Raw genomic sequence first — 13816 nt, 5'->3', positions numbered from 1 at the left:
TAAAGATCAAAGAAACCGAAACCCATCATAACAACAAAGGGACGCGATAAGCGTCCCTTTTAGTTTTAACTTCACGAAACCTAAAATAGTCACTGCCGTTATGAAATTTAGTACCTATAAAATAAAGCATCCGGGTCTTGCAAGGTTTGTACAATACATTCTGTTCAATTACTCTGATAATGCAAATCAAGCAACGGTAATCACTTCTTATGCAAATAACAATATTTGCCTGGGTATTACTAAGGAAAAAGAGCTGATAGGTGGTGACAGGAATATTAAGAGGTTTCATTGTAAAGGAGGTGTTCAGTCCTATTTATCCGGACTCTATTCTCTACCTCATCATTTCCAGGTAGACGGTTTTTTTGATGAAATCTGTATTGACTTTACTCCATTGGGATATTACCATTTTTTTAAAGAACCACTTAAAACCTATGTACTCGGGGAGAACCTGCTTCATGAGCTTTGGGGAATAGAAGGAACTGCTTTTTTTGAAACCATATTGGATACAGTTGACTTAAAAAAGCGCGGGTCAATGATCGAAAAGTTTTTATTATCCAGGATCATTGAGTTTGAAAACCCCTTCGTGGAGCAATGCCTTTATTACATGCATAGCGATAAGCAGTTTAACCTGGCGTCAATAACAAAAACGATCCAATGCTCAGAGAAGAGAATAAGCCGAACCTTTCAGCGCTATTTTGATCTTCTCCCCAAAGATTATATGAAAATGATAAGATTCCGGAAAGCTTTGTGGATGCTGCAAAAAGAAAGAATATCTTTTACCGGGATTGCTCATGAATGCAACTACTATGACCAAAGCCATTTTATAAAAGAGATCAGGTTGTTTACCGGGATGACACCAAGGCAACTTCATAGTTCGCTGCATTGTATCGAAGACAATGTATTGGTTTCCCTTCAATCCTGATCCCTGTCTGTTTTTTACAATTTCGTGCAACGCCGATATTATATTTTGCACTTAAAAATAACACATGAAAAAATTGTTACTATTAGCGATATCTGTATGTACCCATATTGTAGCGTTTGCGCAACCAGAGGCGTCAATATCTGCAAAAGAGCTCGAAAAAAAATTGGAAGAAGGCGCCTTCGAAATATCTCTTTATAACACAGCCTGCTACTTTGCGTTAGCAGGCAATAAAAAACTCGCACTGAACTACTTAAATAAAGCAATAGATGACGGCTTCAATAATTCAAAGACCATGCTCGAAGACAGCGATCTAAAATCTTTGCATAATGAAAAAGATTGGACGCTATTACTGCAGAGGATACAGGAAAGAGAAACAACAAAAACAAAGGAGAACGAGCTGTTTTTTAATAGGCCTGAGTTCTGGGACTCTAAATTCTTTAAAACCGCATATCGGGATGATCTTTCCGAGGTGGAAAAGGTTGCAGGGCTGTCCCGGTTCTGGTCTGAGGCTAAATATAATTTTGTCAACTTCGATTTGGTTCCCAACGTTAATATTGACTCTTTATACTTTGAGTATTTGCCAAAAGTAAAAAATACAAAATCTACCCTTGAATACTATAAAATGCTAATGGAAATGTGCGGCCGGTTAAAGGATGGTCACACAAATATTATAGCACCCAAAGAGTTGGTTGAAGACGTTTACGCCCGACCACTTATTCGTACCAGGTTAATTGAAGACAAGGTACTGATTTTACAATCAGATCCGGAAATGCAAAACAAAGGCTTAAAAGTTGGAATGGAGGTTTTAACTATCAATAATATACCGGTTAAAGAATATGCAGCAAAGTTGATCACTCCTTACGAAAGTGCCTCTACACCCCAGGATCTGGCTGTTCGTAGTTTTGATTACGCCTTGCTGGCCGGGTCTGTTAAACAGCCAATTCATTTAACGCTTAGAGATTTTAAGGGAAGCATCACTGATCAAACGATTTCGCGTGTAAGCCCATCGGAGCGAAGTAAAAAATTGGGCAGTGCTCCGGTTGAGTATAAAATACTACCCGGAAATGTCAGCTACCTTGCTATCAATTCATTTGCTACAGATACGGGGTCAAAGGTATTTAAAGAAAAATACCCGGAGATCTCACAGTCAAAAGCGTTGATAATCGACCTGAGAAATAATGGAGGTGGTAGTTCCGATTGGCAGATATTAAGATACCTGATCCGTGAGCCCCAACTTATTCATAAAATGTATACAAGACAATACAACGCTTCGTTCAGGGCATGGGGTCAATTGCAAGGTACATGGGGCAATACCAATGGTATAGGGCCGGTAAAAGACCAGCTATTCTCTAAACCGGTTATATTGCTGATAAGCGCCAGAACATTTTCTGCAGCCGAAGATTTTGCTGCTGCATTTAAATCTTTAAACAGGGGATTAATTATAGGGGAGCCTTCGGGAGGCAGCACCGGCCAGCCATTAGGGTTTCAATTACCAGGTGGATTAAGCGCGCGTGTTTGCACCAAAAGAGATCAATATCCTGATGGGAGCGATTTTGTGGGTAAAGGAATTGCACCCGACATCGTTGTTTTACCTACCGTTTCTGACATAAGAAAAGGAATAGATACACAGCTGGAGGCAGCACTCAAAGAATTACGAAAGCCATAACTATAAAACACCGATCATTATTTTCCGTTGTACTTTTTCAATTCCCTTTTACTCATTTCCTTTGTTACAATTTCTTTGCTTGAATATGCTGTATAAGTTTTCCTGTTTTCCAGCACCATGCACTGGTTATTCTCTGTTATAAATTTAGGGGTAAGAATAGCATACAGGCTTTTTTGTTTTACCAGGGTTTGGTTCTTCAGACTTTCAAAGTCTAAAGAACTTAGATAATACATGAATATGCTAATGCCAAAACGATCTTTTGAGCGAAAGGTGTTCAAGCCCAACGGGGTATTCGGGAAAACCTGGTCGCCTGCTTCAACTTTGAGGGAGCCTTTTTTAAACCCAAGATATCTCACCAATGTACCGTCTTCATGTTCTACAATCACAGCATTCTGGCTGGTCGTAAATTCTACATTTTCGCGCGTTTCAAACTCGTCCACAATTTCAACAACAAGCCCTTTTCTTATTGCCGTTACCAATTCTTCTTTTCCTGTATAGAAAAAGTAACTCTTCCAATCGGCGGGCTTCTCCGCTCCGAAATATTTCTGGTTAGCATACCCGGCCTCCATTACCTCGCACTTGGTGCCCTGGGCATAGGGTAGCAAATAACAAAAATCTGCATTAAGTCTGGGTTTATACTTACCCCTTACATACTGGTAACGATATCTATAGTTAATGTGTTGGTTAGGGTCTGTAGGCTTTAACGTCAACAGGGTACCACTATTTGCACTAACACTGATGATTTCCTGTGGTCTTGATGTATTAGAGAGCTCGCTAAAATTCAGCACCACGGTATAATATCCCGGCTCTGTTTTGGTATAAGAAATTTCGATTGATTTATCCGTTTTTCGTTCATCCCTCGTTTCAAGCTTTCTTTCCTGTGCAAAGGTGACAAAAAAGGAGAGGCACAACCCCATACTAATAGTTAGCTTTTTCATAGCAGTTTTTTTTGAGTTAGTAATGGTAGCAAAGGTAATTGACAACGGGGATATATTGTAAAATTGTAATAAGTTCTTATAAAATTAATGAAGGCCTTGCGAACATCCAGGGATGCCGGCAAGGCCTTCATGTTATAATGTAGAAATAGTTACAATTTACCAGCCCAGTATCCAGGCAAACATTAATGGAGCAACAATGGTAGCATCGCTTTCCACAATAAACTTAGGGGTATGAATATCAAGTTTTCCCCAGGTAATTTTTTCATTAGGTACAGCGCCGCTATAAGAGCCATACGAAGTAGTACTATCGCTGATCTGGCAGAAATAGCTCCAGAAAGGTACATCATGCCATTCCAGGTCCTGGTACATCATCGGAACTACGCAAATAGGGAAATCTCCGGCAATACCACCACCGATCTGGAAGAAGCCTACACCTTTTCCCGATGAATTATTACGGTACCACTCGGTAAGCCAAACCATATATTCGATACCGCTTTTAACAGTAGAGGCCTGCAGTTCACCCTTTACCACGTAGCTGGCAAAAATATTACCGGTAGTACTGTCTTCCCAACCGGGGCAAACGATCGGCAGATTTTTTTCCGCAGCGGCAACGATCCAGCTATCTTTCGGATCAATTTCATAATACTGCTCCAGCTCTCCGCTTAAAACCGTCTTATATAAAAATTCGTGGGGGAAGTAACGCTCGCCTTTTGCTTCAGCATCATTCCATTGTTTTACCAGGTGCTTTTGTAAACGGCGGAATGCTTCTTCTTCGGGGATGCAGGTATCTGTAACCCTGTTATAATGATTTTCCAGTAAATCCCATTCTTCCTGTGGTGTCAGATCGCGGTAATTGGGAACTCTTTTATAGTGGCTATGTGCCACCAGGTTCATTACATCTTCTTCCAGGTTGGCTCCGGTACAGCTAATAATATGTACTTTATCCTGGCGGATCATCTCAGCAAGCGAAATACCCAACTCTGCGGTACTCATAGCTCCGGCCAATGTCACCATCATTTTACCACCTTCCAGCAAATGGGTTTCATAGCCCTTTGCCGCGTCCATTAATGCGGCGGCATTAAAATGACGGTAATGATGCTGAATAAAATTTGAAACGGGTCCTTTGTTCATGATTCAAAACTTTTGATTCGCCTTCAGATCACAAAAGCGTGAGACATTGCGGACCGCAAAAATATCTAATTTTGATATTGAAGAAAGGTTATTCTTTTCTTAACTTACTGGCTTAATAAGACCCCTATGTACAGACTGTTGATGCTTTTCACTTTTTTCCTTTTTAATCACGTATTATCCGCACAAAATGAAGAGCCGGTAACCCTGCACACAGCAACCGGGGATCTTTATGGAAGTTTGATCGTGCCCGCCAATCGGCCCCGGTTCGATCTGGTGATATTACAGGCAGGGTCTGGTCCAACCGACAGAAGAGGAAACAACCCGTTGGGAGTAAATGCAGATAGCTATTGGATGCTGGCTCATGAACTGGCAAAAAATAATATAGCAACCCTGCTTATTGATAAGCGGGGTATTGCCGCAAGCAAAAATGCAGGAAAGGATGAATCGAAATTAGTTTTTGATGATTTTATAAAGGACCTGGAAGACTGGGCAGCGCTATTAAAAAAGGATAAAAGAGTTCAGAAGCTGGTACTGGCGGGGCATAGCGAGGGATCACTTATAGCAATGGTCGCAGCACAAAAAGTAAAGGTCAGTAAATATATTTCCATTGCAGGTCCAGCAAAATCCATCGACCAGATCATCAACTGGCAACTGGAGCAGCAGGCTCCGGTTTTAGCCCCTGCGGCAGACTCGCTTTTTAAAAGACTCAAGAAGGGAGAAAAAATCGACTCCGTACCGCCGTTATTATCTTCTCTGTTTCGGCCCAGTATTCAACCCTACATGGTTTCCTGGATGAAATACAGTCCCTGTGCAGAAATAAAAAAAATAAAGGTGCCGGTGTTAATTGTACAAGGTTCGCAAGACTATCAGGTACAACAAAGTGAGGGAGAAGAGTTATACGCCTGCAATCCCGGGGCAGGGTTTTCGATCATTCCCGGCATGAATCACGTATTAAAAAAATCTCCCGGAAATTTTGCTGAAGACAGGGCCACTTACACACAACCGGCGTTACCAATTGTGCCGCAGCTGGTAGCCGATATGGTAACGTTTATAAAGAAGTAATATGAATTATCTGGCTCATGCATACCTGTCATTTGGTAACGACGAGATTCTGCTGGGGAATATGATCAGTGATTTTGTAAAAGGTAAAAAACAATTTCTCTATCCGCCGGTTGTTCATAAAGGTATTTTATTACACCGGGCCATAGACGATTTTACCGATACCCATCCTGTAACGCAAAAAGCCAAATCGGTTTTCAAAACAGCATACAGGTTGTACAGCGGTGCATTTATAGACGTTGTATATGATCATTTTCTGGCTATAGAGCAAACGGCTTTTGCAGATGAAGGCGCTTTATTCGATTTTTCTCAAACAACTTATAAGCAATTAGAAAAGCAAATGGCCGTAATGCCTTCCGCGTTTGAACGGATGTTTTTTTACATGCAGTCGCAAAACTGGTTATATGGATACAGAACCTTACCCGGTATTTATCAAAGTTTTGGGGGTTTAGTAAGAAGAGCGGCATATTTGCAGGATAGCACCCCGGCAATCAGAATATTTGATCAGCATTACAGTTTTCTGCAAAGCTGTTTTAATGAGTTTTGGGAGGATATCCGTTTTTTTGCTTTCAATAAAATGAACCTGTTATTGTCAGATAACCGAACTTTGCCCGAATAAACAGCAAAAGCCCGGAGCTTTGCATTATATTGAAGAAGATCGCCAAATAAAAAAAGAAGATGAAAAAATGGATGTTTCTGGCAGCCAGCATTATTGCCGGCTCACAGTTTGCAATGGCCCAGCAATGGGCACCTGTAGATAAGTCTCCTCTTGACCAGGTTTACTTTCCTATTGATTATCCGTCGCAGAAGGTAAAAGGAACAAAAGAACCGCTGAGGCTCAGGATTATTTACAGCCGTCCTAATAAAGGTAACCGCCAGATATTTGGTTCTGAAATAGTTCCTTACGGTAAAGTATGGCGACTGGGTGCTAACGAAGCTACCGAACTGGATCTTTTTACCGATGCCAAAATCGGGGGCAAAAAAGTGCCGGCCGGCCGGTATACCTTATATGCTCTGGTTGGCGAAAAGAACTGGACCTTCATTATCAATAAAGAAACCGATACCTGGGGCGCATTTAAATACGATCCAGCCAAAGATGTTTGTCGGGTAACAGCCCTTATTGAAAAACTGGAGAAACCCATTGAGTCGTTAACCATCGACCTGGAAAAATCGGGTACCGGCGTAAACCTGGTTGCCGGCTGGGATACAGTCTCTGCAACCTTACCTATTTCATTTTAATTTATTATCTCCATTACATGTCTCTATTTCGTAAGTGCTTATTTGCATCCTCCTTCATATTAAGTGTTTTTGTTAGTTGTAAAGAAAAACCATCAACCTCCGCTACTACAGCCCCAACTCAACGCGCTGGCGACACCAGCGCTACTTCTACTCCGATAACTCCGGTTATTGAGGATAATAATATTTATGCAGATGTAGATATATCCCCGATGGATATGAGCTACTTCCCAACTAAATATCCGCAACAGAAAATTGCTGATCCAACGGTGCCTCCACCTGTAATGAGGGTTATTTACAGCCGCCCTCATTTGCAGGGCCGTAAACTATTTGAAGAGATCCTGAAATATGGTCAAACCTGGAGACTGGGAGCCAATGAAGCAACCGAATTAGATGTTTTTCAGCCGGTTACTATTGGCGATAAAAAACTACCCGTTGGCAGGTATACTTTGTACGCCATTCCCAAGGCCGGCTACTGGACGATTGCTATTAATAACGATCTGGATTTATGGGGTTTGAAGCAGGATGTATCAAAAGACCTGGTAAGAGTTGAAGTGCCGGTTAGCTACTACAACCCGATAATGGAATATTTCACAATGGTATTTGAAAAATCTGATACAGGTGCCAATCTTATTATTGCCTGGGATGATGCTTTGGTGAAACTTCCGGTTAAAATATAGTACCCTTTAAAAAAAAGGGAGAAGATAAGAATACCCCCTCCGTTGTTTTACATGAGAAAAATTTAAATCAGCTTATTGTCAGGTTGTCCGAAGGACTCTCCAAAGGAGTTCTTCAAACCTGCGGGGAGCTTGCCGAAGCCTATTTGTCACCCCTTTTATATCTTGATACTACTTCTGTTTCGCCCATACTATTGGCATTAACATGTGTGTAGTTTTTGTCATCTTTTAAAACGATCCTGTAGTTGACACCATTTTTGTTCGACACTTCTGTAACGCCCCAAATGTCTTTATCCTTGAATTCTTTTTTTATAGCATAAAGTACATTTGATGGTAAATCATCTTCTTTATAGTAGCGGATAGTTTGTACCAAATTGCCTTTCACGTCCAGTAAAGCACGGGTTTTTATGTTGTTCTCACCTACAAAATAGGCTTCAAAATGATTTCCCGTATTCGTCCAGCTTACATTATTGGCTTCTTTAAAGATCTGGCCAAATGTTTTGAGCACGTATTCATTAGCTGGCTCAACTGAGCTGGCAGATGCACTGCCGGCCATTGCTAAGATAAAAGCGGCGAAGAGAACTAAGTTTTTCATTTTATTAAGTTTTAATTATTTAGAGTTATTGTTTCACAAACATACGCTGGGTTAATGCCTTCTATCTAGTGGTTATGGGTAAACGGTACTTAAAACTCCGGTGAATGACGGATTTTCTGCCGTGAACCTCACCTTCATGATGCAACCCCCATCTCTCATAATCTGCGCTTCAACAGGGTAAAGATATCCGCAGCGACAGCGCTTTGGCAAGTGAATATTGATCAACGGCGAGGGTTTTTGTGTTAAATAATTTTAACGAATCTGCAAATTGATTGAAAATTATCAATGAAAGGTCGAAAAATCGTTTAAGCGGTAAACTGATTGTCAATGGTTTTGCAATCACAACACGGCTTTTTAGGACGAACGGCAAACAACTACGAAGATTTTCATAGATTGATTGAGATCAAGCAAGTGTTGGGCCCGTCCTTAATGGTCATGGTCATTTTGGATGCCAGCAAAAAGGAGTTTAATAACTGCAGCCGGTTCATCATTTTATTTTTACCTTGCAATAATTGGTTCTTCCATTCCAGTCTACACAAAAAGAAAAATAAATGAAACGGAGCATGATAAATTTTTCTCACACAGGGAGATGTATGTGCGAAGTTCCATTCGACCCAATTAAAAAATAAAAGATATACGAATGAAACTAAATACCAAGATCATCCACGCAGGAGTGGAGCCGGATCCGTCGACAGGCGCTATAATGACACCGATTTTTCAAACCTCCACCTATGTACAAACGGGCCCCAATGAGCACAAGGGTTATGACTATTCGCGTGCGGGAAATCCGACACGTACTGCATTGGAAAATGCTTTTGCCGCGCTTGAAAATGCGAAGCATGGCTTGGCTTTTAGCAGTGGGGTGGCTGCAACCGACGCGGTGATCCGTTTACTAAAACCGGGGGATGAAGTAATTGCCGCAAACGATATGTATGGAGGTACTTACCGGCTATTTTCCAAATTATGGGCCGATTTCGGTATAAAATTTATCTATATCGACACAACAAAAACAGAGAATATCAGTGCTGCTATAACCGGTCAAACAAAAATGATATGGGTAGAAACTCCAACGAATCCATTGATGAATATTACCGATATTGAAGCTGCTGCCGTCATAGCAAAAAAGGCAAAGGCTTTATTGGTGGTCGATAACACATTTGCTTCGCCTTACCTCCAGAATCCTTTAGACCTGGGCGCCGATATTGTTATGCATTCGGCAACCAAATACCTGGGTGGCCATAGCGATGTCATTATGGGCGCCCTGATGATGAATGATGATGAACTGCGGGAGAAACTGTTTTTCATTCAAAAAAGCAGTGGAGCAGTACCTGGTCCCCTGGATTGTTTCCTGGTTTTAAGAGGTATCAAAACTTTGCATGTGCGTATGCAGCGCCATTGCGAAAACGGCAGAAAGATAGCTGAGTTCCTTGCGGGGCACCCTAAAGTAAAAAAAGTATACTGGTGTGGATTTGAGAATAGTGTTGGTTATCCCGTTGCCCAAAAACAGATGCGCGATTTCGGAGGTATGATGAGTTTTGAGCTGGCCGATGAGTCGATCGATGCTGCAGTAAAGGTTCTAAAAGGAACCCGGATCATAGCACTGGCAGAGAGCCTCGGGGGCGTGGAGTCGCTGATCAATCATCCCGCAACCATGACCCATGCATCTGTACCGCGCGAAGAACGAATAAAAAACGGGCTCAGCGATTCGCTGATCCGGTTAAGTATTGGGATCGAAGATGCTGACGACCTTATAGATGATTTAAAGCAGGCAATAGGGTAGAACATAATGGCGCATCACTCAAAATCCTGAAAGAAGGCGCAGGTAACCAGGCTTTATGATAAATACCAGGCATTTATCATAAAGCCATGTATTATTAAAAACAATAAACCGGTAACACTATGGAAAGCATTTTTGACGAGAGGGAACAATACCAGTATTTAACCGACAGAGAAATTTTTTTAAAGATCTGGTTTTCACCGCGTGAGGTTTTTAAATACATCCTCTATCGAAATTATGATAAATATGTAACGGCGCTATTAATACTGGCTGGTGTATCAAGGGCTTTTAACAAGGCGGCTGATAAGAGTATGGGGGATACAATGTCACTTTGGGCTATAATAGGCCTGTGCGTTTTTGTGGGAGGGGTGGTTGGATGGTGTGTTTCCAGTATTTATGCAAGTTTAATTAACTGGACAGGCAAATGGCTAAGGGGGCAGGGCGATCCAAAATCTATTTTAAGCGTTATGGCTTATGCATACATACCGTCGATACTTTCACTTATCCTTCTGGTTCCTGAATTAAGTATTTATGGAGTTGAAATATTTAAAACAGATGGGGATATTATTAGCGCCGGAGTCTCTTCAAATATACTGTTTTACGGTGCGCTTATTATAGAAGCGATTTTAGGGGTATGGACAGTGGTACTGCTTATTATCGGGGTTGCCGAAGCACAACAGTTTTCCATAGGAAAATCTATTTTGAATTTACTCCTTCCCATTTTTATCATTTTCCTGCCTCTTTTTCTTTTAGGCATTTTAGTATCTAAGTAACAACTACTAGGCAGGACAAAACCGGGCTCTCCTTGATAATCCGTGATGAGTTTGATGGGCTAAAATAACTATATTCGCCAAAATTTGCCGGTTTTATGCAAAATATAGAGCAGTTGAACCAGAACAACTTTAACAACACTTTACGAAAACTGATCTCTGATCTCAATAACAATTATGTTCATTGGGATAAGTTTAAAGACATGCAGCTACCCGAACCGGATAACAGGATGGAGATCTGGGCAAAAGTGCTGGCTGAAAGGGAACAGGGTTTTTACCGTCGCTTGTCTTTTTCTTCGTTTAACATCAAATGGTGGATCAGCAACAGTTTAGAAGCACAATTACACAAGTTGGATATCGGACTGGCAGGCGGACGCGATTTACAGGTGTTGCTGGAGCCCAAACATATTCACCGGCATAAAACAAATGCCCTCCTCGACGAGAGCATCACCTCGGCACAATTGGCCGGTGTGGCGGTCTCTAAAAAAGCAGCCAAAGAAATGCTGCTTAAAAAGCGTGCGCCTCAGGATATAAATGAGCAGGTTTGCGTAAATATATACAGGGCCTTGCAATTGGCTTACACCAGGAAGGAAGATAACCTGTCTGTGGATCTGCTGCTTCAATTACATCAAACATTAACCAGGGATACAATAAAACTTAAAGGAATAGGGCAGTACCGCACTAACAATAAGACAGATCTTTCTGCGGTAGATGTGTCTGCGGGATATAAACCGGTTGATGTAGTATATATCCCGTCCATAGTTGAACAACTAATAGAGCTTTATAATAATGATACAGAGCCGTACTTTATACATCCGTTGGTAAAAGCCTGTCTGATGCACTATGTTATTACATCAGCGCGGCCTTTTAAAGATGGCAATGGCCGTATCGCGAGGTTGCTGGCACAAATGTATCTGTTGAAAAAAGGATATTGGGTAGCAGAGTTTATGTCTGTATCGAATGTCATTTCGAAATTCAGACAACAGTACCACAAAGCTTTTTCACAGGCACAGACTGATGATAACAACGCAGGATATTTTATCCAGTTTTATATACAGTCTGTACAAATGGCCTTTAAATCGCTGCGGGACTTTGCTTTGCGGATCAACAAAGAAAAAGTAGAAAAGCCGATACAAAAAATTCCGGGCTATAACGAAAGACAAACTACTGTTTTACAATGGCTGAAAGAAGATGGCACAAAAGTGGTGACCATACGTGAACTGCGCTCGGTTTATGGGGTATCTAAAGAAACTGCACGTACCGATCTCACCGCCCTGGTTGAAAAGGGGTGGATCAAATACTACCACATCAATAAAAAAACCTATGCTTTTGTAAAAGATGAAGGTTTTGATGAACAACTAACAACCATACAGGCACTCTGAAGTGCGACAAAATAAAAGGTGATCTTGAAGATGATTGAAGGAGAATTAAAAGAGTTCCTGGATAAAAAGGTAGTACAATACGAAAAACCTGATTTTATAAAGGATGACCCCATTTGTGTACCGCACCGGTTTTCTAAAAAACAGGATATTGAAATAGCCGGCTTTTTTGCTGCCATACTGGCCTGGGGTAATCGTAAAAGTATCATCAGCTCCTGCAACCGGCTTTTAGCGGGGATGGACCATGCACCCTACGATTTTATACGGAACTTTGAAGAGCAGGACCTGAAGCCGTTTCTGGGCTTCGCCCACCGCACTTTTAATGCAACCGACCTGTTTCATTTTCTCGGTTTCCTGCAATACCATTATAAAACTTCAGGCACATTATCGCTTGAAACAGCTTTTTCAAAATATCTCAAAAAAAACGATTCAGATACAGAGCCGGCGCTGGTAAGTTTCTATAATTCTTTTTTTGACGAGGAAACTTTCCCCGATTACCCCAGGCGTACCAGGAAACATATTGCCACGCCGTTTAAAAAATCGGCCTGCAAACGGCTTAATATGTTTTTGCGCTGGATGGTGCGAAGCAATGCCAAAGGGGTCGACTTTGGTATCTGGAAAACCATAAAGCCCTCACAATTGGTTTGTCCGCTGGATGTACATGTAGCCCGCGTAGCCAAACATTTTAACTTGTTGCAGCGGCCAGGTAACGACTGGTTGGCGGCGAAAGAGCTTACCCAAAACCTTAAATTGCTGGATGCAAAAGACCCGGTAAAGTATGATTTTGCGTTGTTTGGTTTGGGAGTGGTAGAAAAGTTTTAGGAAAGACAAGCCTACTGATTACTATTGATTATAAAGAGCATGTTTTTAATTTTGCTTTTTGGACAAAGTATTTTTTAAAGCGAATTGATGCGGTGAACAGCATAACCAATCTTGTAAAAAAAATCCCAGCTTAAGCCGGGATTAAATAAGTTACTAAAAATAAATTTACTTCTTTCCAAACATCAGTTCCTGTACCTTCTCTTTGTCATCTTTTTCCTTTTTAAGATCGAACATGGTACCAAATACATGATCCCAGATAGTACTGCTAACACCAAATCCTTTATGCTCATCTTTATAATGATGTAAATGGTGATTGCGCCAAAGACCTTTCATCCATTTAAAGGGCGGATTCCAGGCATGTATAGCATAATGCATTGTACCATACATCAGGTAGCCCAGCATAAACCCTGGAAAAAACATAAATCCGTGACGCCCCAGGATAAGATAAAAAATGCTGAATAAAACAGAGGCAATAATGATACTGGGAACAGGTGGCATAAACAAGCGCTGCCTGTCTCGGGGATAATGATGGTGATTGCCATGCATTACATAAGCTATCTTTTTCGCCGTTGGATTGTCACTAACCCAGTGAAAAATAAAACGGTGCGCGATATATTCAAAAAACGACCAGAAAAAAATACCACAGAAGAAAATAAGAAATACATACCCTACCGAAAAATTAAGAGTGGTTGCGCTATAATACAATAGGTAAGAAATAATGGGAATATAAATGCCCCAAATAACCAGGGGATGTGTTTTCGTCAGCATCTCCAGGTAATCGTTCTTAAAAAGTCTTGCCTGTCCTTTATTATGGATCTTTTCAAACTTCATGCGGTAAAAATAA

At 41.1% G+C, this 13816-nt stretch carries 14 protein-coding genes; 10 read left to right on the top strand and 4 right to left on the bottom strand.

Annotated features, from left to right (window positions below; all coding sequences use genetic code 11):
• Positions 1-100 precede the first annotated feature (100 nt).
• Positions 101-922, top strand: coding sequence for a helix-turn-helix domain-containing protein (locus ACLOAU_RS06165; RefSeq protein ID WP_427860982.1), 822 nt, complete (start codon positions 101-103; stop codon positions 920-922).
• Positions 923-986: 64 nt separating this feature from the next.
• Positions 987-2588, top strand: coding sequence for a S41 family peptidase (locus ACLOAU_RS06160; RefSeq protein ID WP_427860981.1), 1602 nt, complete (start codon positions 987-989; stop codon positions 2586-2588).
• A gap of 17 nt (positions 2589-2605) precedes the next feature.
• On the opposite strand, the gene ACLOAU_RS06155 is transcribed toward ACLOAU_RS06160, so the two are convergent.
• On the bottom strand, positions 2606-3526 hold the full coding sequence (locus ACLOAU_RS06155) for a hypothetical protein (RefSeq protein WP_427860980.1): 921 nt from the start codon (positions 3524-3526) through the stop codon (positions 2606-2608).
• 156 nt (positions 3527-3682) lie between these two features.
• On the bottom strand, positions 3683-4657 hold the full coding sequence (locus ACLOAU_RS06150; protein WP_427860979.1) for a deoxyhypusine synthase family protein: 975 nt from the start codon (positions 4655-4657) through the stop codon (positions 3683-3685).
• 126 nt (positions 4658-4783) lie between these two features.
• Here ACLOAU_RS06150 and ACLOAU_RS06145 point away from each other — a divergent pair, with 126 nt between their 5' ends.
• The 4 genes from ACLOAU_RS06145 to ACLOAU_RS06130 are packed head-to-tail and all read left to right on the top strand — an operon-like array spanning position 4784 to position 7632.
• Positions 4784-5719 carry an alpha/beta hydrolase gene (locus tag ACLOAU_RS06145; RefSeq protein ID WP_427860978.1) on the top strand — a complete coding sequence of 312 codons (936 nt, stop codon included), beginning with the start codon at positions 4784-4786 and terminating at the stop codon, positions 5717-5719.
• A 1-nt stretch (position 5720) separates the two neighbouring features.
• A complete protein-coding gene (locus tag ACLOAU_RS06140; protein ID WP_427860977.1) occupies positions 5721-6335 on the top strand; it encodes an acyl carrier protein phosphodiesterase in 615 nt (204 codons plus the stop codon).
• Between the two features lie 59 nt (positions 6336-6394).
• Positions 6395-6955: a DUF2911 domain-containing protein gene (locus tag ACLOAU_RS06135; RefSeq protein ID WP_427860976.1), complete on the top strand. Its 561-nt coding sequence runs from the start codon at positions 6395-6397 to the stop codon at positions 6953-6955.
• 17 nt (positions 6956-6972) lie between these two features.
• Positions 6973-7632, top strand: coding sequence for a DUF2911 domain-containing protein (locus ACLOAU_RS06130; protein WP_427860975.1), 660 nt, complete (start codon positions 6973-6975; stop codon positions 7630-7632).
• A 139-nt stretch (positions 7633-7771) separates the two neighbouring features.
• Here the strand turns inward: ACLOAU_RS06130 and ACLOAU_RS06125 are convergent, their stop codons facing one another.
• Complete coding sequence (locus ACLOAU_RS06125) at positions 7772-8224, bottom strand: hypothetical protein (RefSeq protein WP_427860974.1); 453 nt, start codon at positions 8222-8224, stop codon at positions 7772-7774.
• A 640-nt stretch (positions 8225-8864) separates the two neighbouring features.
• On the opposite strand from ACLOAU_RS06125, the gene ACLOAU_RS06120 reads away from it, so the two are divergent.
• The 4 genes from ACLOAU_RS06120 (at position 8865) to ACLOAU_RS06105 (ending at position 12972) form a co-directional block, all read left to right on the top strand.
• Complete coding sequence (locus ACLOAU_RS06120; protein ID WP_427860973.1) at positions 8865-10004, top strand: cystathionine gamma-synthase; 1140 nt, start codon at positions 8865-8867, stop codon at positions 10002-10004.
• Positions 10005-10123: 119 nt separating this feature from the next.
• The gene (locus ACLOAU_RS06115; protein ID WP_427860972.1) at positions 10124-10774 is read left to right on the top strand and encodes a Yip1 family protein; all 651 of its coding nucleotides are present in this window, start codon (positions 10124-10126) and stop codon (positions 10772-10774) included.
• Positions 10775-10869: 95 nt separating this feature from the next.
• On the top strand, positions 10870-12153 hold the full coding sequence (locus ACLOAU_RS06110) for a Fic family protein (RefSeq protein WP_427860971.1): 1284 nt from the start codon (positions 10870-10872) through the stop codon (positions 12151-12153).
• A 30-nt stretch (positions 12154-12183) separates the two neighbouring features.
• Complete coding sequence (locus tag ACLOAU_RS06105; RefSeq protein ID WP_427862679.1) at positions 12184-12972, top strand: TIGR02757 family protein; 789 nt, start codon at positions 12184-12186, stop codon at positions 12970-12972.
• Positions 12973-13137: 165 nt separating this feature from the next.
• Here the strand turns inward: ACLOAU_RS06105 and ACLOAU_RS06100 are convergent, their stop codons facing one another.
• A complete protein-coding gene (locus ACLOAU_RS06100) occupies positions 13138-13803 on the bottom strand; it encodes a sterol desaturase family protein (RefSeq protein ID WP_427860970.1) in 666 nt (221 codons plus the stop codon).
• Between the last annotated feature and the right edge of the window lie 13 nt (positions 13804-13816).

Source organism: Paraniabella aurantiaca, from assembly GCF_050309965.1.
Lineage (GTDB): Bacteria > Bacteroidota > Bacteroidia > Chitinophagales > Chitinophagaceae > Niabella.
The sequence above is the reverse complement of the archived record's forward strand: the minus strand, read 5'-3'. Positions and strand labels throughout refer to the sequence as shown.

Bases quoted from the DNA above. Each gene is read 5' to 3' on its own strand.
- ACLOAU_RS06150 (WP_427860979.1), bottom strand. From the start codon at position 4,657: ATGAACAAAGGACCCGTTTCAAATTTTATTCAGCATCATTACCGTCAT.
- ACLOAU_RS06130 (WP_427860975.1), top strand. From the start codon at position 6,973: ATGTCTCTATTTCGTAAGTGCTTATTTGCATCCTCCTTCATATTAAGT.
- ACLOAU_RS06135 (WP_427860976.1), top strand. From the start codon at position 6,395: ATGAAAAAATGGATGTTTCTGGCAGCCAGCATTATTGCCGGCTCACAG.
- ACLOAU_RS06105 (WP_427862679.1), top strand. From the start codon at position 12,184: ATGATTGAAGGAGAATTAAAAGAGTTCCTGGATAAAAAGGTAGTACAA.
- ACLOAU_RS06115 (WP_427860972.1), top strand. From the start codon at position 10,124: ATGGAAAGCATTTTTGACGAGAGGGAACAATACCAGTATTTAACCGAC.
- ACLOAU_RS06160 (WP_427860981.1), top strand. From the start codon at position 987: ATGAAAAAATTGTTACTATTAGCGATATCTGTATGTACCCATATTGTA.
- ACLOAU_RS06100 (WP_427860970.1), bottom strand. From the start codon at position 13,803: ATGAAGTTTGAAAAGATCCATAATAAAGGACAGGCAAGACTTTTTAAG.
- ACLOAU_RS06140 (WP_427860977.1), top strand. From the start codon at position 5,721: ATGAATTATCTGGCTCATGCATACCTGTCATTTGGTAACGACGAGATT.
- ACLOAU_RS06145 (WP_427860978.1), top strand. From the start codon at position 4,784: ATGTACAGACTGTTGATGCTTTTCACTTTTTTCCTTTTTAATCACGTA.
- ACLOAU_RS06155 (WP_427860980.1), bottom strand. From the start codon at position 3,526: ATGAAAAAGCTAACTATTAGTATGGGGTTGTGCCTCTCCTTTTTTGTC.
- ACLOAU_RS06110 (WP_427860971.1), top strand. From the start codon at position 10,870: ATGCAAAATATAGAGCAGTTGAACCAGAACAACTTTAACAACACTTTA.
- ACLOAU_RS06125 (WP_427860974.1), bottom strand. From the start codon at position 8,224: ATGAAAAACTTAGTTCTCTTCGCCGCTTTTATCTTAGCAATGGCCGGC.
- ACLOAU_RS06120 (WP_427860973.1), top strand. From the start codon at position 8,865: ATGAAACTAAATACCAAGATCATCCACGCAGGAGTGGAGCCGGATCCG.
- ACLOAU_RS06165 (WP_427860982.1), top strand. From the start codon at position 101: ATGAAATTTAGTACCTATAAAATAAAGCATCCGGGTCTTGCAAGGTTT.